The following is a 19,005-nucleotide window of genomic DNA, read 5'->3' as shown; positions in this document are numbered from 1 at the left end:
CAGTCAGGCCGCCGCCCGCCACTCCCGGGCCAGCAGCGCGTAGACCACCTCGTCGGTCCACTCCCCCTTGACGAACTCGTTCTCCCGCAGGTGCGCCTCCCGGCGCATGCCGAGCCGCTCCAGCAACCGGGCCGAGGCGGTGTTGCGGGCGTCCAGCCGGCCGACGATCCGGTGCAGGCCCAGCCCGTCGAAGCCGATCCGCAGCAGTTCCCGGGCCGCCTCGGTGACGTACCCGCGGCCGGTGTGCGCGGGATGCGCCACGTACCCGATCTCGCCCTGCCGGTGCTCCCCGCTGGTCCAGCTCAGCAGCACGTCGCCGACGAACTCGCCGGTGTCCGCGACCGTCACGGCGAGGTTGAGCACGTCGCCGGGGGCGCGCAGCGCGGTCCGCCGGACCAGCCGCTCGATCGCGGCCCGGGCGGCGCCGTCGTCGTACGGCTCGTGGTAGAGGTAGCGGGTGACCTCCGGGCGGCCCCGGTAGTCCCGGACCACGGCGAGGTCGGCGGCGGTGAAGGCGCGCAGCAGCAGACGCTCGGTACGCAACGGCAGATCAGGCACGAACACCCCGGCAGGCTACGTCGGCACTGTCGTCCGGCCCACCCGATTACGCCCCGGCCACCGCGACGGCCCGGTCGGTGGCATGGTCGTACGGTGAGCACCGCACCCACCACCGCCTGGCGCCGGCCGGCTCCCACGGCGGCGCAGTTCCGCGCCGACCTCTGGGTCGGGCTCGCGGTCACCGTGCTGGCCCTGTTCGAGCTGACCCTGGCGTACAGCACCGGGGCGTTCCTGCTCGGGCCGCCGCCGAGCGTCGCCGAGCAGGTCTGGTGGACCGTCGCGGTGACCGCCCCGCTGGCCGTACGGCGGCGCTGGCCCGCCACCGTCGCGGTGATCGTGGCCGTCGCCTTCGTCGCCGGGCAGGCCCGGGCGGTCCCGCTGGCCCAGATCCCGTCGGGCGCGCTGTTCGCCGCCCTGTTCACGCTCGGCGCGTGGGGCACCGACCGGCGGCTGGCCGGGCGGCTGCGGGCCGGCATCATCGTCGCGATGTTCGCGTGGCTCTGGCTGTCCCTCGCGTTGCGGGCCGACCAGATCTCCGCTGCCTCCTTCGCCGACGCCGCCGGCCCGGTGCCGCCGGTTCTCGCCGCAGTGGTGAACGGTGTGCTCTACAACGTGCTGTTCTTCGGCTTCGCCTACTACTCCGGGCAGACCGCCTGGGTGGCCGCGCGCCGCCGGCACGAGCTACGCGAACAGGCCGAGCAGCTGCGCCGCTCCCAGGCGGAGGCGCGCGAGCGCGCGGTGATGGGCGAGCGGGTCCGCATCGCCCGCGAACTGCACGACGTGGTCGCCCACCACGTGTCGGTGATGGGCGTGCAGGCCGCCGCGTGCCGGCGCGTGTTCGACCGGGACCGGGACAAGGCGCGTACCGCGCTGGCCGCCATCGAGCAGACGGCCCGCACCTCCGTCGACGAGCTGCGCCGGATGCTCGGCGTGCTGCGCGACCCGGACGCCGCGGCCGGCGCGGTCACCGCGCCGGAGGACACCGCCGGCATCGACCAGGTCCGCGCGCTCGTCGACCGGGCCCGGGAGACCGGGCTACGGGCCGACCTCGGGGTGTACGGGGAGCCGGTGCCGCTGCCGCGCTCGGTGTCGCAGGCCGCGTACCGGATCGTCCAGGAGGCGGTGACGAACGTGGTCAAGCACGCCCACGCCACCACGCTGGACGTGCGCATCCGCTATCTGGCGAGGGAGTTGGAGATCGACGTGAGCGACGACGGGCAGGGCGGCGCGCCGGCGGCCGGGACCGGGCTCGGCCTGATCGGCATGCGGGAGCGGGTCGCCGCCCACGGCGGTGAGGTGGAGGCCGGGCCGCGCCCCGGCGGCGGGTTCCGGGTCCGGGCCCGCATGCCGCTGCCGGTCGAGGCCGCCGGGCGGGCGGCGTGAACGCGCCGGTACGGGTGCTGCTCGTCGACGACCAGCACCTGGTCCGGACCGGTTTCCGGGTCATCCTGGAGGTCGAGGACGACATCGAGGTGGTCGGCGAGGCCGCCGACGGGCAGCGCGCCGTGTCGATGGCGTCCGCGCTGCGGCCGGACGTGGTGCTGATGGACGTGGAGATGCCGGTGCTCGACGGGCTGGAGGCCACGCGCCGGATCACCGCCGACTCGACGCCGGGCGGCCCGGCGGTGCTGATCCTCACCACGTTCGACCGGGACGACTACCTGTTCGCGGCGCTGCGCGCCGGGGCGAGCGGCTTCCTGCTGAAGAACGGCACCCCGGAGGACCTGGTCGAGGCGGTGCGGGTGGTGGCGCGCGGCGAAGGGCTGATCGCGCCGGCGCTGACCCGGCGGGTGATCTCCACGTTCGCCCGGCCCGGCGGGGCGCCGCCGGACCCCCGGCACGACGCGGCGACGGCGGACCTGACCCCGCGCGAGCGGGAGGTGCTGGAGCTGGTCGCGAGCGGCGCCAGCAACGCCGAGATCGCGGACGTGCTGCGCGTCGGCGAGGCGACGGTGAAGACCCACGTCAGCCGCGTCCTGGCCAAGCTGGGGCTGCGTGACCGGGTGCAGGCGGTGGTGTTCGCGTACGAGCACGGGGTGGTCCGGCCCGGCGGATGACGCCGATCCGCCGCAGGGCGGACCACGTGATCGTTCCGCGGTGGGACGACGGGTGCGGGCGCCGGCCGTAGCGTCGGGATCATGACCAGCGTGCTCCGCCTCGACGGCGTCGACCGCAGCTTCGGCGGCCGTCAGGTGCTCAAAGACGTCTCCTTCGACGTGACCGCCGGGCGCATGACCGGGTTCGTCGGCGGCAACGGCGCCGGCAAGACCACCACCATGCGCATCATCCTCGGCGTGCTCGCCCCGGACGCCGGGCAGGTCACCTGGCGGGGACACCGGCTCACCCGGGAGGACCGGGCCCGGTTCGGCTACATGCCCGAGGAACGCGGCCTCTACCCGAAGATGACGCCCCGCGAGCAGGTGGTCCACCTCGGCCGCCTGTACGGGCTGGACGCCGCCGGGGCGCGCCGCCGCACCGACGCGCTGCTGGAGCGGGTCGGTCTCGGCGAGCGGGCCGACGACCTGCTGGAGACGCTGTCGCTGGGCAACCAGCAGCGCGCGCAGATCGCCGCCGCGCTGGTGCACGACCCGGAGGTGCTGATCCTGGACGAGCCGTTCTCCGGGCTCGACCCGCTCGCCGTCGACATGGTGGTCGCGGTGCTGCGGGAACGTGCCGCCGCCGGAGCGCCGGTGCTGTTCTCCAGCCACCAGCTCGACGTGGTGGAGCGGCTCTGCGACGACCTGGTGCTCATCGCCGGCGGGACGATCCGGGCCGCCGGCGCCCGCGAGGAGCTGCGCGCCGCGTACACGTTGCCCCGGTTCTCGCTCGTGGTGGACGGCGACGCCGGCTGGCTGCGGGACCAGCCCGGCGTGCGGCTGGTCGACCTCGACGGCGCGCGCGCCGTGTTCGAGGTGGACCCGCCCGCCGACGACCAGGCGGTGCTGCGCGCGGCGCTGGAACGCGGCCCGGTACGCGCGTTCGGCCCGGTCACCCCGTCCCTCGCCGAGATCTTCCGAGAGGTCAACCAGTGAACACGTTCCAGGCCACCCGGCTGGTCGCGGCCCGCGAGATCAAGGTCAAGGTCCGCGACAAGACGTTCCTCTACAGCACGCTGATCTTCCTGCTGCTCGCCGTCGTGGCCACCGTGGTGCCGGCGATGCTGAGCAGCGGCCCGTCCACGGTGGCGGTGACCGCGGCCGGCGCCGAACCGCTGCGCGCGGCCGGGCTGGACGTCCTGCTGGTCGCCGACGACGGCGCCGCCGAGCAGGCGGTACGCGACGGCGACGCGGACGCCGCGGTGGTGGCCGGTCCGGTGGTGGTCGCCGACGAGCGGGCCCCGGACGACGTGGTCGCCGCGCTCAGCGCGGCCCCGCAGGTGAAGCTGCTGGACCCGGACGCGGTGGATCCACTCGTCGCGTACCTGGTGCCGTTCGCCTTCGCGTTCGTCTTCTTCTTCATGTCCCAGACGTTCGGGTTGCAGATCGCGCAGAGCGTCACCGAGGAGAAGCAGACCCGGATCGTGGAGATCCTGGTGGCCGCCGTGCCGGCCCGGGCGCTGCTGGCCGGCAAGATCCTCGCCGCGGGCGCGCTGGCGCTGGGGCAGATCACGCTGATCGCGGCGGTCGCGCTGATCGGGATGCGCCTGACCGACGGCGGTGACCTGCTGGGCCTGATCGCGCCCGCGATCGGCTGGTTCGTGCCGTTCTTCCTGTGCGGCTTCCTGCTGCTGGCGGCGATGTGGGCGGCGGCCGGTGCGCTGGTGAACCGGCAGGAGGACATCGCCGGGGCGTCCACCCCGGTGCAGCTCGCCGTGATGGCGCCGTTCTTCGCGGTGGTGTTCCTCAACGACAACGCCACCGCGATGCGGGTCCTGTCGTACCTGCCGATCTCCGCGCCCACAGCGATGCCGGTACGGCTGTTCACCGGTGACGCGGCGACGTGGGAGCCGTTCGTGTCGCTGGCGCTGCTGCTGCTCGCGGCGGCCGGGTTCCTGCTCGCCGGGGCCCGGGTCTACGAGGGCTCGCTGCTGCGCACCAACGGGCGGACCTCGGTGCGGGCGGCGTGGCGGCAGCGCGAGCCGATCGGCTGACGACGGCATACGCCGAGCGCCGGCCACCCCGCAGCGGGGAGCCGGCGCTCGGCACGTCGGACCGGGGTCAGCCGACCGCGGCCATCACCTCGTCGGACACGTCGAAGTTGGCGTAGACGTTCTGCACGTCGTCGCAGTCCTCCAGCACGTCGATCAGCTTGAAGATCTTGCGCGCGCCCTCCTCGTCCAGCGGCACGTTCACGCTGGGGATGAGGGAGGACTCGGCCGACTCGTACTCGATGCCGGCGTCCTGCAGCGCGGTGCGGACCGCGATCAGGTCGCCCGGCTCGGACACCACCTCGTACGCCTCGCCGAGGTCGTTGACCTCCTCCGCGCCCGCGTCGAGCACTGCCATCATCACGTCGTCCTCGGTCGTGCCGCCCTTGGGGACGATCACCACGCCCTTGCGGGAGAACATGTACGACACCGAGCCGGCGTCGGCCAGCGAGCCGCCGTTGCGGGTCAGCGCGGTGCGCACCTCGGTGGCGGCACGGTTGCGGTTGTCGGTGAGGCACTCGATCAGCATCGCCACGCCGTTCGGGCCGTAACCCTCGTACATGATCGTCTGCCAGTCGGCGCCGCCGGCCTCCAGGCCGGAGCCGCGCTTGACCGCGCGGTCGATGTTGTCGTTCGGGACCGAGTTCTTCTTCGCCTTCTGGATGGCGTCGTAGAGAGTCGGGTTGCCGGCCGGGTCACCACCGCCGGTACGGGCGGCCACCTCGACGTTCTTGATCAGCTTGGCGAACATCTTGCCGCGCTTGGCGTCGATGACCGCCTTCTTGTGCTTGGTCGTCGCCCACTTTGAGTGGCCGGACATCTGTTACCTCCGTTGCTACCCGCCGTCTGCATCGACCGCACCACACGCCCCGCTCCCCCGCCGGCGCACGCCGACGCCGAGGTGCCGTGATCTCTGCTGGGAGCCGCGGCGGGCTGATGGCCCTGCCGAATCTCGGCAATCCTACCGGCGGGGGCCGGGTCACTGTCACGCGCCGCACGGCAGCGGCCCGCCCCGAGCCGCCCGAACCGGCACAATCAGGGACGGACCGGCCGCTCAGCGGCTCGCCCGGACCAGTTCCACGAAGTGGCGGTGCAGGCGCAGGTCGCCGGTCAGCTCCGGGTGGAACGAGGTGGCCAGCAGGTTGCCCTGCCGTACCGCGACGATCCGGTCCGCGGCCGGGCCGTCTGTCACCCGGCCGAGCACCTCGACGTCGGGGCCGACGCGCTCGACCCAGGGCGCCCTGATGAACACGGCGTGGAACGGGCCGCCGTCGACGCCGGTGAGCGCCACCGGCGCCTCGAACGAGTCGACCTGACGGCCGAACGCGTTGCGCCGCACCGTCATGTCGACGCCGGCGAAGCCGCGCTGGTCGGGGCGGCCGTCCAGCACCTCGACGGCCAGCATGATCATGCCGGCGCAGGAGCCGTAGACCGGCATGCCGGCGGCGATCCGCTTGTCGATCGGCTCGCGCATCTCGAAGATGTCCACCAGCTTGCTGATCGTGGTCGACTCGCCGCCGGGCACCACCAGGCCGTCGACCGCGTCCAGCTCGCCGGGGCGCCGCACCGGCCGGGCGTCGGCGCCCGCGCCGGTCAGCGCCGCGACGTGCTCGCGTACGTCGCCCTGCAGCGCGAGCACGCCGATCACCGGTACGGTCACGCCGCTCCTCCCGGGGTGTTAACAAGGGGCCCCGCCTCTACCGGAGGCGTTAACAGGGGGCCCTTCCTTTCGCTCACCAGCCGCGCTCGGCGAGGCGGTGCGGCTGCGGGATCTCGTCGACGTTGATGCCGACCATCGCCTCGCCCAGCCCGCGCGACACCTTGGCGAGCACGTCCGGGTCGTCGTGGAACGTGGTCGCCTTGACGATCGCGGCGGCCCGCTGCGCCGGGTTGCCGGACTTGAAGATGCCCGAGCCGACGAAGACGCCCTCCGCGCCGAGCTGCATCATCATGGCCGCGTCGGCGGGGGTCGCGATGCCGCCCGCGGTGAACAGCACGACCGGCAGCTTGCCCTGCTCGGCGACCTCCTTGACCAGCTCGTACGGGGCCTGCAGCTCCTTGGCCGCCACGTACAGCTCGTCGTCGGGCAGCGACTGGAGCCGGCGGATCTCCTGCCGGATCTTGCGCATGTGGGTGGTGGCGTTGGAGACGTCACCGGTGCCCGCCTCACCCTTCGAGCGGATCATCGCGGCGCCCTCGGTGATCCGGCGCAGCGCCTCGCCCAGGTTCGTCGCGCCGCACACGAACGGGACGGTGAACGCCCACTTGTCGATGTGGTTGGCGTAGTCGGCCGGGGTCAGCACCTCGGACTCGTCGACGTAGTCGACGCCGAGCGCCTGGAGGATCTGCGCCTCGACGAAGTGGCCGATCCGGGCCTTGGCCATCACCGGGATCGAGACGGCGGAGATGATGCCGTCGATCATGTCCGGGTCGCTCATCCGGGACACCCCGCCCTGCGCGCGGATGTCGGCCGGCACCCGCTCCAGCGCCATCACAGCCACCGCGCCGGCGTCCTCGGCGATCTTCGCCTGCTCGGGGGTGACCACGTCCATGATCACACCGCCCTTGAGCATCTCGGCCATGCCGCGCTTGACGCGGGCGGTGCCGACGGCGGTGGCGGGGGTCGGGGCTGCGGACTCAGACACGGGACATCGCTCCTCGGCGTGCTCGGGAGGTGACTGCGCAGGAATGCTACGACCGTCGCGACGCCGCTCCGAGCGCCAATCGAACCCCCGGTGGCCTGCCGTGTGGCCCCGGTCACGACCGGCGGTCAGCCAGTGGTCACGTCCGCCGGGGAGGCCAGCGTGGGATCGTCGATGTCGAAGTAGCGGGGCCACTCCCGCCCCCGCCCCATCCGGAACAGCCGCACCACCGGGCGGCTGCGCGCCGATCGGGCGTCCCGGACCAGGTCGGTGTGCACCTGCCGGGCCAGCGCCAGCCGGCGGCTCGCCGCGATCACCGCCGCGCAGCCCGGGTCGTCCGGATCCAGCCGCACCGCCCGCAACTGCCGGGTCAGGTCGTTCTCGGCCGCCTCGCGCTCCTCCGGGGCGGCGTCGAGCGCGATCCGGGCGGCGGCGTACAGCTCCACGCCGTACCGCTGCTCGGCCAGGACCGCGGCGGCGGCCGCGCGGCGCAGCAGGTGCGCCTCCAGCGCGCGGGCCGCCGAGTCCGCGCGGACCTGCAGCCGCTGCACCCGGCCGGAGGTCCAGATCAGGTACGCCGAGACCAGCCCGAGCACACCGACCGCGCCCACCACCCACCACATGCCCGGCATCGTAGTGCTGCTCCTCATCCCGCCCGCCCGGCGCGGGGCACCGGTCGACGCGCTCGTCACAGCGGCCGCAGCGGCCACCCCGGTCAGCCCAGTCCCGCCCACTCCTGGTCCATGACCCGGCCGTCGGTGGCCTCGATCGCGGCTGCGTATACCTCCAGAACACGGCGGGCAACCACGGGCCAGTCGAAATTCGCCACCACCTGGTCGCCGCAGGCGGTCAGCCCGGCGCGGCGGCCGGCGTCGTCGAGCAGCTCGGACAGCGCGCCGCCCAGCGCCGCCGCGTCGCCGGTCGGGAACAGCTGTCCGGCCCGGCCGCCGTCGAGCACCCGGCGGAACGCGTCCAGGTCGCTGGCGACCACAGTCGTCCCGGCGGCCAGCGCCTCGGTGAGGATCATCCCGAAGGATTCCCCGCCGGTGTTCGGTGCGACGTAGAGGTGCACGCTGCGCAACATGCGTGCCTTGTCCGCCTCGGAGACCAGGCCGAGGAACGTGACCCGGTCGCGCAGGGCGGCCGGGAACCGCCCGTACAGCTCGTCGGCGTCGCCCGGCCCGGCGACCAGCAGGCGCAGCCCGGGGCGGTGCGGCGCGAGCGCGACGAACGCGTCCCGCAGGATCGGGAAGCCCTTGCGCGGCTCGGTGAACCGGCCCAGGAAACCCAGCGTGCCGCCGGTGCCCGGCGCGCACTCCCCCGGCCAGCCGGGCAGCGGCGGCACCCCGGCGAACTTCGCCACCGCCACCCCGTTGGGGATCTCCACCGCGCCGCCGTCCATGTGCTCGACCTGCACCTTGCGGGCCAGCGCGCTCACCGCGATCCGGGCGGTGATCCGCTCCAGCACGATCTGCAGCGCGCCCTGCGCGGCCGACAGCACCCGGGAACGGGTCATCGCGGTGTGGAACGTGGCCACCACCGGGCCGCGGGCGCAGAGCACGGCCAGCATCGACAGGCTCGGCGTGAGCGGCTCGTGCACGTGCAGCACGTCGAAGTCGCCCCGGGTGATCCAACGCCGCACCCGGGCGGTGGAGACCGGGCCGAACGCGATCCGGGCCACCGAACCGTTGTACGGCAGCGGCACCGCCCGCCCGGCCGACACCACGTACGGCGGCAGCGCCGAGTCCTCGTCGGCCGGCGCCAGCACGCTCACCTCGTGGCCGAGCCCGAGCAGCGCCTCGGCCAGGTCCATGACGTGGTTCTGCACCCCGCCCGGCACGTCGAACGAGTACGGGCACACGATGCCGATACGCACTGCGCCCTCCCCCTAGACCGTCCCGGTGGTGGCCGGCGGCGCCGCCGACGTGGGCGTACCGTCCCGGCCCTGGTCCAGCCACATCCGCTGCAACATGTGCCAGTCTTGCGGATGCCGGGCGATGCCCGCCGCCAGACCGTCGGCAATCCGCTGCGTCACCGCGCGGACCCGCTCGTCCAGCGGGGCGCTGTCCGGGTCCGGCAGCGGCAGCGGGCCGTCGATCGACGCGCACGCCGCGTCCGGCTCGTACCACATCGAGGCCACGTAGAGCGGCGCGCCGGTGCGGATCGCCAGCAGCGCCGGCCCGGCCGGCATCCGGGTCCGGCCGCCGAAGAAGTCGACCTCCACGCCCCGGGCCGACAGGTCCCGGTCGGCCAGCAGCGGCACCACGTAGCCGGCGCGCAGGCGGTCCACCAGCACGTCGAACGCGGGACGCGGGCCGCCGGTGTTGGGCAGGATCTCCATGCCCAGCCCTTCCCGGAACCCGACGAACCGCTCGTAGACGCCGTCCGGGAGCCGCTCGGCCACCGTGGTCATCGGCCAGCCGGTGGCCGCCACCCAGGCGCCGGCCGCGTCCCAGTTGCCGGCGTGCGGCAGCGCCACCACCGCGCCCCGCCCGGCCGCCACGTCGGCGGCGAGCAGTTCCTGCCCGTCCAGGCGGAACCCGGCGAGGATCTGCGCCCGGCTCAGGCCGGGCAGCCGGAACGCCTCCATCCAGTACCGGGCGTACGAGCGCAAGCCCTCGCGCACCAGCGCGTCCAGCTCCGCGTCGGGCAGTTCCGGGCCGACCACCCGGCGCAGGTTGGCGCGCAGCCGGCGCGTACCCCCGCCGTCCTTGCGGTGGGCGCGGTCGGCGCCCGCCCGGAAGGCCGCGGCCGCGACGGGCCGGGGCAGCGCCCGGATCAGGCGCCAGCCCGCGACGAAGCCCGCCTCGGTGAGGTTCACTCGACGCCGACCCGCTGGGCCTGGCGGTACACGTGGGCCATCCGCTGCCCGACGGTGAAGATCGAGACGGCGGCGAGCAGCCAGAGCGCGATCTCCAGCGCCAGCGGTACGCCAAGACCGGTGAGCAGGCCGCCGACGCCGACGATGAGCAGCCGCTCGGTGCGTTCGGCGATGCCCACGTTGCAGGTCATCCCGAGGCCCTCGGCGCGGGCCTTGACGTAGGAGACCAGCCCGCCCGCGGCCAGGCAGATCAGCGCCGCCGCCACGCCCGAGTAGTCGTGCTCGGTGGCCAGCCAGTACGCGACCGCGCCGAACACCGCGCTGTCGGCGACCCGGTCCATGCTCGAGTCGAGGAACGCCCCGAACCGGGTGGACCCGCCGCTCATCCGCGCCATCGTGCCGTCGAGCAGGTCGGTGAGGGCGAAGACCGTGACGATCAGCGCGCCGGCGACCAGATGGCCGCGCGCGCCGAAGCCGAGCGCGCCGACGAGCACGCCGACGGTGCCGGTCACGGTGACCGCGTTGGGGGACACGCCCGCACGCAGCAGCGCACGGGCGATCGGCTCCACGACGCGGGTCATGCCCGCGCGGGCCGTCACTTGGAAGATCTTCGCCATGGCGGTCCCACGATAACGGCCCGCAACCGCCGGGGACACAGCCGGGCACACGACCCGCCCGACGGCCCTTGTGCCCGCACTCGCGCGGGTGTGAGATCGAGCCAGGAGGTGAGCCAGTTCACCGGATCACCGGTCCGCGTTCCCGGCCAGCAGGAGATCACCGGAAGATATCGCCGCGGCGCCCGTCCCGGGTCCGCTCCCCCGTCGCCCGCGGCGGTCGCCACCACCACCGGTTGAGGGAGGTGCGCCGCGATGGCGCAGAAGAACGAGAAGGGTGTCACCGGCGGCGCGCCGGTGGTGACCGAGCCCGGCAGGGTTCGCAACGTGGTGCTCGTCGGGCACTCCGGCGCCGGCAAGACGACTCTCGTCGAGGCGCTGCTGGCCGCCAGCGGCACGATCGGCCGGGCCGGCGCCGTCACCGAGGGCACCACCGTCTGCGACCACGACCCCGCCGCCGTACGGCAGCAGCGCTCGGTCAGCCTGGCCTGCGCGCCGCTGGTGCACCGCGACGTCAAGGTCAACCTGCTGGACACGCCGGGCTACGGCGACTTCGTCGGCGAGCTGCGCGCCGGGCTGCGCGCCGCCGACGCGGCGCTGTTCGTGGTCTCCGCCGTCGACGGCATGGACGCCGCCACGGCCGCCCTGTGGGAGGAGTGCGCCGCCGTCGACATGCCCCGCGCGGTGGCGGTCTCCCGGCTGGACCACCCGCGGGCCGACTTCGACGAGGCGGTGGCGCTGTGCCAGCGCGTCTTCGGCGACAACGTGCTCCCGCTCTACCTGCCGATGCTCGGCGACGACGGCGAGTCGGTGGCCGGCCTGATGGGCCTGATCACCCGCCGGGTGTACGACTACTCGGCCGGGCTGCCGCCGGAGGTACGCGAGCCGGACCCGGAGCACCTGCCGGCCATCCAGGAGTCCCGCAACGAGCTGATCGAGGGGATCATCGCGGAGAGCGAGGACGAGACCCTCATGGACCGCTACCTCGGCGGCGAGGAGATCGACCCCGAGGTGCTCATCACCGACCTGGAGACCGCTGTGGCCCGCGGCCACTTCTACCCGGTGGTGCCGGTCTGCGCGGAGACCGGCGTGGGCCTGGACGCGCTGCTCGACGGCCTGGTCGCGGCGTTCCCGTCGCCGCTGGAGCACGACCTGCCGCCGGTCACCGGCGTGGACGGCTCGCCCCGCCCGCCGCTGACCTGCGACCCGGACGGCCCGCTCGTCGCCGAGGTGGTCAAGACGACAGTCGACAGGCACGTCGGGCGGGTCTCGCTGGTGCGCGTCTTCTCCGGCACGCTCCGCCCCGACCAGGTCATCCACGTGTCCGGTCACGGCATGGCCGAGCGCGGCCACCCCGACCACGACGCCGACGAGCGGGTCGGCCACGTCTACACCCCGCTGGGCGCGACGCTGCGCGAGGTGGCCGCCTGCGTCGCCGGTGACCTGTGCGCGATCACCAAGTCGGGCAGCGCGGAGACCGGCGACACCATCTCGGCCAAGGACGACCCGCTGCTGGTCGCGCCCTGGGAGATGCCCGAGCCGCTGCTGCCGGTGGCGATCGTGGCGCGCAGCCGGGCCGACGAGGATGCGCTGGCCCGCAACCTGTCCCGGCTGGTCGCCGGTGACCCGACGCTGCGGCTGGAACGCAACGCGGAGACCCACCAGCTGGTGCTGTGGTGCATGGGCGAGGCGCACGCCGACGTGGTGCTCGACCGGCTGCGCGGCGGCGGCGTCGAGCTGGACACCGAACCGGTCCGGGTGCCGCTGCGCGAGACGTTCGGCGCCGCCGCGCGCGGGCACGGCCGGCACGTCAAGCAGTCCGGCGGCCACGGTCAGTACGCGGTCTGCGACATCGAGGTGGAGCCGCTGCCCCGGGGCGCCGGCTTCGAGTTCGTCGACCGGGTGGTCGGCGGCGCGGTCCCGCACAACTACATCCCGTCGGTGGAGAAGGGTGTACGGGCGCAGATGGAACGCGGTCTGGTCGCCGGCTACCCGGTGGTGGACCTGCGGGTGACGCTCGTGGACGGGAAGGCGCACAGCGTCGACTCCTCCGACGCCGCGTTCCAGACCGCCGGCGCGCTGGCGCTGCGTGACGCCGCCGAGAAGGGCCAGCCGACCCTGCTGGAGCCGGTCGACGAGATCACCGTGCGGGTGCCGGACTCGTCGGTCGGCGCGGTGATGGGCGACCTGTCCGGGCGGCGTGGCCGGGTGCTCGGCACCGAGCCGGACCCGGACGCCGAGGGCCGCACGCTGGTCCGCGCCGAGGTGCCCGCCACGGAGCTGCTGCGGTACGCGGTGGAGCTGCGCTCGATGACCGCCGGCACGGGAACGTTCCGCCGCGAGTTCGCCCGCCACGACCCCATGCCCGCCCACCTGGCCGACCAGGCCCGCAAGGAGTCCACCTCCCACTGACCCCGCCCGCCCCGCCCACCCGCCGCGGGGTCAGGGGCGGACGGCGGGGACCGGGGGCATCGGCCAGTGGGGGCGGTCGGCGTCCCGGAGGGCTGCCGAGCGTACCGCCGCCAGCTGCCGCTCCACCTCGGCGAAGTGGTCCGGGGCGAGCGGACCCCAGCTCAGCGCTGCCGCGTTCTCCTCGACCTGGGCGACGGTACGGGCGCCGGGGATCGGCACCGCGCGGCCGCTGCGCGCCCAGATCCACCCGATCGCCCCCTGGGCGAGGGTACGGCCGTCGGCGGTCAACGCGTCGCGTACGGCGGCGACCCGGCGCAGCCACTCCGGGGCGGGCCGGCCGCTGCGGAACCACTCCAGCCAGGTCGGCCCGAGTCCGCGTACGTCGTCGCGGGGCAGCGTCGACTCCGGCGTGTACTTGCCGGTGAGCAGCCCCATCCCGAGCGGTCCCCGGGCCAGGCTGGCCAGGTCGTGCTTGTCGCAGGCGTCGAGCATGGCCGGGGCGTCGCGGAGCACCGACAGCGCGTGCTGCACGGCGGCGGCGCCCCGGGCGACCTGGGCGAACGCGGCGGCCCGGTCGGCCCGGTCGGTACTCCAGCCGTACGCCCGGATCAGGCCGTCGTCCATCAGGTCGTCGAGCGTGCCGATGAGCGCCTCGGCCCGGGGCAGCGGCAGGTCACCGAGGTGCAGCTGATAAAGGTCGATGTGGTCGGTGCCCAGCCGGCGCAGCGAGTCGGTCACCGCCCGGCGCAGGTAGTGCGGCGAGGCGTTCTCCCCGGTGGCCTGCCGGGCGCTCTCGTCGAACGTGTAGCCGAACTTCGTGGCGATCACGGCCTCGCCGCGCCGCCCGGCGAGCGCCCGGCCGAGCACCCGCTCGCCGTGCCCGGCGCCGTACGTGTCGGCGGTGTCGAACAGCGTGACACCGAGGTCGAGCGCGCGGCGGATCGCGCGTACCGACTCGTCGTCGTCGACCTGGCCCCAGCCCAGCGGGCGGGCGCCCTCGGCCCAGGGGCCGCCGATGGCCCAGCACCCCATACCGAGGGCGCTCACCTCGATGCCGCTGCGCCCCAACTGTCGCTTGTCGACTGCCACCGCCGCATCCTGTCATCTTCCCGGCGATCGCGGGCCGGTTCGTAGCCGAAGAGTCCGGGCGCGATCACTCCGCGTGACGCCAGGCGGCGAACAGTCGCGGTGAACGCGATATGCCTGAGAGTCATGAATATGCCTCTGAGGCATATCGGTCCGAGGTCATCCCTCCCGATCCGGCTCTGCGGAGGAACGCCGCCGCCCGGCGAGCCGTCAGCGCGCGTAGACCAGCAGCACCGGCTCGTCCTGGCCCGGCCAGGAGCCGGTGAGCCCACCGGAGCCCGGCACCTCGGCCGGTACGGGCCGCCGGACCACCGCCAGCTCGACGTCCCCCACCCGGACCACCGTCACGCCGCCGTCACCCGAGCCGGTCGAAACCGAACCAGCCGACACCGAACCAGCCGACACCGAACCAGTCGAAGCCGGACCGGTCGGCACCGGGCGGCCGGTCCGGCTCCCGGTCAGCGTCATGCTCGCCGGCCGCATCTCACGCTTGCCGTCGACCTCGAAATACTCCTCGGCCTGGCCGGCGTCGGCGAGCACTGCGGCAGCAAGCAGCGGCGGGTACACCGGGTCGCCGCAGGCGTCGTACACCCAGCGGCGGCCGAGCACCGAGTGCTCGACGAGACCCACGAAGAAGTCGTCCGCCCCGGCCAGCGGCGCGCCCCGGTAGGTCAGCGGCACCTGGAGCACCGGGCCGTCACCGGCGCGCACGAGAAGCGTCTCGACGCCCACCTCACCGGCCGGATCGTCGAACCGGTACGCCGCGACGCGGCTGACCTCCGCGCCCGCCTCCCCGGCGAACCAGGACCGGCCGGGCAGCCAGGGTACGAGCAGCTCCAGTTTCGAGGGGCGCAGTTCCGCGCGGTGCAGGAGAGCCATGCGCAAGATCGTACTGTCGGAACGGGCCGGCGTCAGGCCGCCGCCCACGCCTTGGCGAGCAGCTCCCGGGTGTCGGCGAGCAGTTGCGGCAGCACCTTCGTCCGGCCGATCACCGGCATGAAGTTGGCGTCGCCGCCCCAGCGCGGCACCACGTGCTGGTGCAGGTGCGCGGCGATGCCCGCGCCCGCCACGCCACCCTGGTTCATGCCCAGGTTGAAGCCGTGCGCGCTGGAGACGTGCCGGACCACCCGCATGGCAGCCTTGGTGAACGCGGCCAGCTCGACCGTCTCCGGCTCGTCCAGCTCGGTGTAGTCGGCCACGTGCCGGTAGGGGCAGACCAGCAGGTGCCCGGGGTTGTACGGGTAGAGGTTGAGCACCGCGAAGACGTGCTCGCCCCGGGCCACCACCAGGGACTCCTCGGCCGGCAGCCCGGGCGCGAGGCAGAACGGGCAGCCGGCCGGCTTCTCGTACCCGCCCTCGGGCCGGTCCTCGCCGGAGATGTAGGTCATCCGGTGCGGCGTCCAGAGCCGGTCCAGCCCGTCCGCCAGACCGTTGTCGCCGCCGTACCCGGTGTCCCGCTCCGCCCCTGTCACACCGGCGATCCTACGATCCGGCCCGCTCGGCGGCAGGACCGGCGTTGGTGCGCGACTCCACCACCTCGCGCACGTGCGCGACCGCCTCGTCGATCGGCACGCCGTTGCGCTGCGAGCCGTCCCGGTAGCGGAACGAGACGGTGCCGGCGGCCACGTCGTCGTCCCCGGCGATCACCATGAACGGGATCTTCTGCTGCTGCGCGTTGCGGATCTTCTTCTGCATCCGGTCGTCGCCCAGGTCCACCTCGGCCCGGACGCCGTGCCGGCGCAGCGTCGCGGCGAAGTCGACCAGGTAGTCGCCGTGCTCCTCGCGGATCGGGATGCCGACCACCTGCACCGGCGCCAGCCAGGCCGGGAACGCGCCCGCGTAGTGCTCGGTGAGCACGCCGATGAACCGCTCGATCGACCCGAACTTGGCGCAGTGGATCATCACCGGCTGCTGCCGGGTGCCGTCGGCCGCCTGGTACTCCAGCCCGAAGCCCTTCGGCTGGTTGAAGTCGTATTGAATCGTCGACATCTGCCAGGTCCGGCCGATGGCGTCCTTGGCCTGCACGGAGATCTTCGGGCCGTAGAACGCCGCGCCGCCCGGGTCCGGCACCAGCTCCAGCCCGGTCTCCAGCGCGCACTGCTCCAGCACGGCGGTGGCGGTCGCCCAGTCCTCGTCGGACCCGACGAACTTGTCCGGCTTCGAGTCGTCGCGGGTGGACAGCTCCAGGTAGAAGTCGTCGATGCCGAAGTCGCGCAGCAGGCTGAGCACGAAGCCGAGCAGGTGCTTGATCTCCGACGGCGCCTGCTCGCGGGTGCAGTAGGAGTGCGAGTCGTCCTGGGTGAATCCGCGCACCCGGGTCAGGCCGTGGATGACGCCCGACTTCTCGTACCGGTAGACCGTGCCGAACTCGAACAGCCGCAGCGGCAGCTGCCGGTAGGACCGCCCGCGCGACCGGTAGATCAGGTTGTGCATCGGGCAGTTCATGGCCTTGAGGTAGTAGTCGCTGCCCTCCATCTCCATCGGCGGGAACATCGTGTCCTTGTAGTAGGGCAGGTGTCCCGACGTGTGGAAGAGACCTTCCTTGGAGATGTGCGGCGTACCGACGTAGTCGAAGCCCTCCTCGACGTGCCGCGCCCGGACGTAGTCCTCCATCACCCGCTTGAGCACGCCACCCTTGGGGTGGAAGACCGGCAGGCCGGAGCCGATCTCGTCGGGGAAGCTGAACAGGTCGAGGTCCGCGCCGAGCTTGCGGTGGTCGCGGCGGGCGGCCTCCTCCAGGAGCTTCAGGTACGCCTTGAGCTCGTCGCGGGTCGGCCACGCGGTGCCGTACACGCGCTGCAGCTGCGGGTTTTTCTCCGACCCGCGCCAGTACGCGGCGGCCGAGCGCATCAGCTTGAACGCGCCGATCAGCCGGGTGTTCGGCAGGTGCGGGCCGCGGCACAGGTCCGACCAGCAGACCTTGTCCTCGTTCGCGGCGAGGTTGTCGTAGATGGTCAGCTCGCCGCCGCCCACCTCCATCACCTCGGAGGAGTCCAGCCCCTCCCCCTTGACCTCGATCAGCTCCAGCTTGAACGGCTCGGCGGCCAGCTCGGACCGCGCCTCGTCCAGGTCGGCGAACCGGCGGCGGCGGAACCGCTGGCCGGACTTGACGATCTCCTGCATGCGCTTCTCGAGCTTGGCCAGGTCGTCCGGCTGGAACGGCTTGTCGACGCCGAAGTCGTAGTAGAAGCCGTTCTCGATCGGCGGGCCGATGCCGAGCTTCGCCTCCGGGAAGACGTCCTGCACCGCCTGGGCCAGCACGTGCGCGGTGGAGTGGCGCAGCACGTTCAGCCCGTCCGGGCTGTCCAGCGCGACGGGCTCGACCGCGACCTCCTCGGCCGGACGCCAGTCCAGGTCGCGCAGCTGGCCCTGCGGATCGCGGACCACCACGATCGCCTTCGGCCCGCTCATCGGCAGGCCGGCCGCGGCCACCGCGTCGGCCGCCGTGGTCCCGGCGGCGACGACGACGGGGTCGGCCACGACGGGGGTACGGGGTGCGGACACGGTGACTCCTAGTCGTCGACGGTACGGATCGGCCGGTGACCGGCCCCTGCGATGCTATCGGTCGCCCCGAGGCGTGCCGTCGCCGACGCCGCTGCCCGCCGGCAACGAGTTCGGCCCGCGTTGAACCTTTTCGCCCCGCCGCCCGAACTACCAGGTGGGGCCGGAGCCGGACCGGCCCCGGTCGAGATGGATGGGGGCCACGATGAGGATGATTCGTCAGGGCCGGTGGGCGGCGGCGCTGCTGGCCGCCGCGCTCGCCGGAGCGGTGAGCTGGCCGGGCGCGGCGAGCGCGGCCGGGGTCACGGTCACGACCTCACCCGCCGAGGTACGCCAGGGCGACGCGATCCAGCTGTCTGTGGTGGTGCCGGCGGACCGCCCCGGCACCCGCACCACGAAGATCGAACTGACCATGCCCCCGGACGCCCCGATCGGCGAGGTGTACCCGCTGTCGGTGCCGGACTGGGCGCCGACCATCACCACCCGCACCCTGGACCAGCCGGTCCCCGGCATGCACGCGGCCGAACTGAACCAGGTGACCCATTCGGTGACCTGGCTGCGGGTGCCCGGCACCGGCGCCGGAGCGGCCCGGCTGCCGCTCGGCATGGGTCCGATGCCCGCCACCGACCGGCTCACGTTCACAGTGGCCCAGACGTACGCCGACGGCACCGTCGTGCAGTGGGCCGACCCGGCGGGCGGCAAGCACCCGGCGCCGACCGTCGACCTGCTGCCGCCGCTGCCGGGCACCATGACGCACAACGGCGACCCCGGCGCGAACGGCGGCGCGCACGGCGGTCACGGCGCGGCGGGCGGAGCCCAGGGCGGGGTGCAGGGCGGTGCTCAGAACGGTGCCCCGAACGGCGCGCCGACGGCCGGCACGGCCGACGACGGGCCGAGCGCGGACCTGCTGCTCGGCGGCGGCCTGCTCGCCGGACTGGCCGGCGGCGCGGCGATCGGCTGGCTGCTCAGCCGCCGCCGGCGCGACGCCATGACCCTGCCGCTCGACGACACCACCGCGGCCCCCGAGCGCCGCACACCTCCCGACGCCACCGCGACCCAAGACAGCGTGCCCCGCGTCGGCAACGCAGCCCTTGAGAGCGCGACCTCCGAAGCCGTCACCGCCGGCACCGCCTCCACGCGCCCCTGACCGCCGCCCGCCCAGCAAGCGGGAGCACCGATGCGAGACCACAGTAGATCTTGGTACGGAACGGCCCCCAGGAGGGCCGTTCCGTACCAAGATCTCGGACTCCTACGGCGGCGGACCGCGAGCGCGGGTGCGGGTGG

18 protein-coding genes are annotated in these 19,005 nt (G+C 73.8%); 6 read left to right on the top strand and 12 right to left on the bottom strand.

All coding sequences use genetic code 11. The features are described 5' to 3' along the window. Positions 1–3: 3 nt before the first annotated feature. Entirely contained in the window at positions 4–564 is a 561-nt protein-coding gene (locus J3R08_RS11975) for a GNAT family N-acetyltransferase (RefSeq protein WP_209961148.1), read from the bottom strand. Between the two features lie 87 nt (positions 565–651). Here J3R08_RS11975 and J3R08_RS11970 point away from each other — a divergent pair, with 87 nt between their 5' ends. From J3R08_RS11970 to J3R08_RS11955, 4 genes are all read left to right on the top strand, one after another. Continuing rightward, entirely contained in the window at positions 652–1,941 is a 1,290-nt protein-coding gene (locus J3R08_RS11970; protein ID WP_043324994.1) for a sensor histidine kinase, read from the top strand. Then, entirely contained in the window at positions 1,938–2,615 is a 678-nt protein-coding gene (locus J3R08_RS11965) for a response regulator transcription factor (protein ID WP_104115898.1), read from the top strand. Before J3R08_RS11970 ends, J3R08_RS11965 begins: the two co-directional genes overlap by 4 nt. Before the next feature lie 81 nt (positions 2,616–2,696). After that, positions 2,697–3,590 (top strand): ABC transporter ATP-binding protein, encoded by an 894-nt coding sequence (locus J3R08_RS11960; RefSeq protein WP_043324996.1) that lies wholly within the window; start codon positions 2,697–2,699, stop codon positions 3,588–3,590. Continuing rightward, complete coding sequence (locus J3R08_RS11955) at positions 3,587–4,648, top strand: ABC transporter permease (protein WP_113973161.1); 1,062 nt, start codon at positions 3,587–3,589, stop codon at positions 4,646–4,648. The genes J3R08_RS11960 and J3R08_RS11955 overlap by 4 nt, the downstream gene beginning before the upstream one ends. Positions 4,649–4,715: 67 nt before the next feature. Here the strand turns inward: J3R08_RS11955 and J3R08_RS11950 are convergent, their stop codons facing one another. From J3R08_RS11950 to pgsA, 7 genes are all read right to left on the bottom strand, one after another. Continuing rightward, positions 4,716–5,465, bottom strand: a complete 750-nt coding sequence (locus J3R08_RS11950) for a YebC/PmpR family DNA-binding transcriptional regulator (protein WP_043324998.1) — start codon at positions 5,463–5,465, stop codon at positions 4,716–4,718. 234 nt (positions 5,466–5,699) lie between these two features. Beyond that, positions 5,700–6,305 (bottom strand): pyridoxal 5'-phosphate synthase glutaminase subunit PdxT, encoded by a 606-nt coding sequence (gene pdxT, locus J3R08_RS11945; protein WP_043324999.1) that lies wholly within the window; start codon positions 6,303–6,305, stop codon positions 5,700–5,702. Between the two features lie 73 nt (positions 6,306–6,378). Further along, on the bottom strand, positions 6,379–7,290 hold the full coding sequence (pdxS, locus tag J3R08_RS11940; protein ID WP_043325000.1) for a pyridoxal 5'-phosphate synthase lyase subunit PdxS: 912 nt from the start codon (positions 7,288–7,290) through the stop codon (positions 6,379–6,381). Between the two features lie 125 nt (positions 7,291–7,415). Continuing rightward, positions 7,416–7,919, bottom strand: a complete 504-nt coding sequence (locus tag J3R08_RS11935; RefSeq protein ID WP_043325001.1) for a hypothetical protein — start codon at positions 7,917–7,919, stop codon at positions 7,416–7,418. 83 nt (positions 7,920–8,002) lie between these two features. Continuing rightward, the gene (locus J3R08_RS11930; RefSeq protein ID WP_043325002.1) at positions 8,003–9,163 is read right to left on the bottom strand and encodes a glycosyltransferase family 4 protein; all 1,161 of its coding nucleotides are present in this window, start codon (positions 9,161–9,163) and stop codon (positions 8,003–8,005) included. 12 nt (positions 9,164–9,175) lie between these two features. After that, positions 9,176–10,108: a phosphatidylinositol mannoside acyltransferase gene (locus tag J3R08_RS11925; protein ID WP_064448893.1), complete on the bottom strand. Its 933-nt coding sequence runs from the start codon at positions 10,106–10,108 to the stop codon at positions 9,176–9,178. Then, positions 10,105–10,725, bottom strand: a complete 621-nt coding sequence (gene pgsA / locus J3R08_RS11920; RefSeq protein ID WP_069087653.1) for a phosphatidylinositol phosphate synthase — start codon at positions 10,723–10,725, stop codon at positions 10,105–10,107. Before pgsA ends, J3R08_RS11925 begins: the two co-directional genes overlap by 4 nt. Before the next feature lie 252 nt (positions 10,726–10,977). On the opposite strand from pgsA, the gene J3R08_RS11915 reads away from it, so the two are divergent. Continuing rightward, positions 10,978–13,134, top strand: coding sequence for an elongation factor G-like protein EF-G2 (locus J3R08_RS11915; protein ID WP_064448894.1), 2,157 nt, complete (start codon positions 10,978–10,980; stop codon positions 13,132–13,134). Positions 13,135–13,164: 30 nt separating this feature from the next. Here the strand turns inward: J3R08_RS11915 and J3R08_RS11910 are convergent, their stop codons facing one another. The 4 genes from J3R08_RS11910 to thrS all read right to left on the bottom strand — a co-directional run bounded on the left by J3R08_RS11910 (position 13,165) and on the right by thrS (position 17,724). Next, positions 13,165–14,166 carry an aldo/keto reductase gene (locus J3R08_RS11910; RefSeq protein ID WP_176722759.1) on the bottom strand — a complete coding sequence of 334 codons (1,002 nt, stop codon included), beginning with the start codon at positions 14,164–14,166 and terminating at the stop codon, positions 13,165–13,167. Positions 14,167–14,430: 264 nt separating this feature from the next. Next, positions 14,431–15,099 carry a hypothetical protein gene (locus J3R08_RS11905; protein ID WP_209961146.1) on the bottom strand — a complete coding sequence of 223 codons (669 nt, stop codon included), beginning with the start codon at positions 15,097–15,099 and terminating at the stop codon, positions 14,431–14,433. Positions 15,100–15,131: 32 nt separating this feature from the next. Then, positions 15,132–15,692, bottom strand: coding sequence for an HIT domain-containing protein (locus tag J3R08_RS11900; RefSeq protein WP_043325006.1), 561 nt, complete (start codon positions 15,690–15,692; stop codon positions 15,132–15,134). 10 nt (positions 15,693–15,702) lie between these two features. Continuing rightward, the gene (gene thrS, locus J3R08_RS11895) at positions 15,703–17,724 is read right to left on the bottom strand and encodes a threonine--tRNA ligase (RefSeq protein ID WP_209961143.1); all 2,022 of its coding nucleotides are present in this window, start codon (positions 17,722–17,724) and stop codon (positions 15,703–15,705) included. Positions 17,725–17,926: 202 nt separating this feature from the next. Between thrS and J3R08_RS11890 the strand changes: the two genes are divergently transcribed. Beyond that, positions 17,927–18,868 carry a DUF1775 domain-containing protein gene (locus J3R08_RS11890; RefSeq protein WP_209961141.1) on the top strand — a complete coding sequence of 314 codons (942 nt, stop codon included), beginning with the start codon at positions 17,927–17,929 and terminating at the stop codon, positions 18,866–18,868. The last annotated feature ends 137 nt before the right edge of the window (positions 18,869–19,005 follow it).

The sequence above is a fragment of the Micromonospora sp. HB375 genome, assembly GCF_017872985.1.
GTDB lineage: Bacteria > Actinomycetota > Actinomycetes > Mycobacteriales > Micromonosporaceae > Micromonospora > Micromonospora chalcea.
The sequence above is the reverse complement of the archived record's forward strand: the minus strand, read 5'-3'. Positions and strand labels throughout refer to the sequence as shown.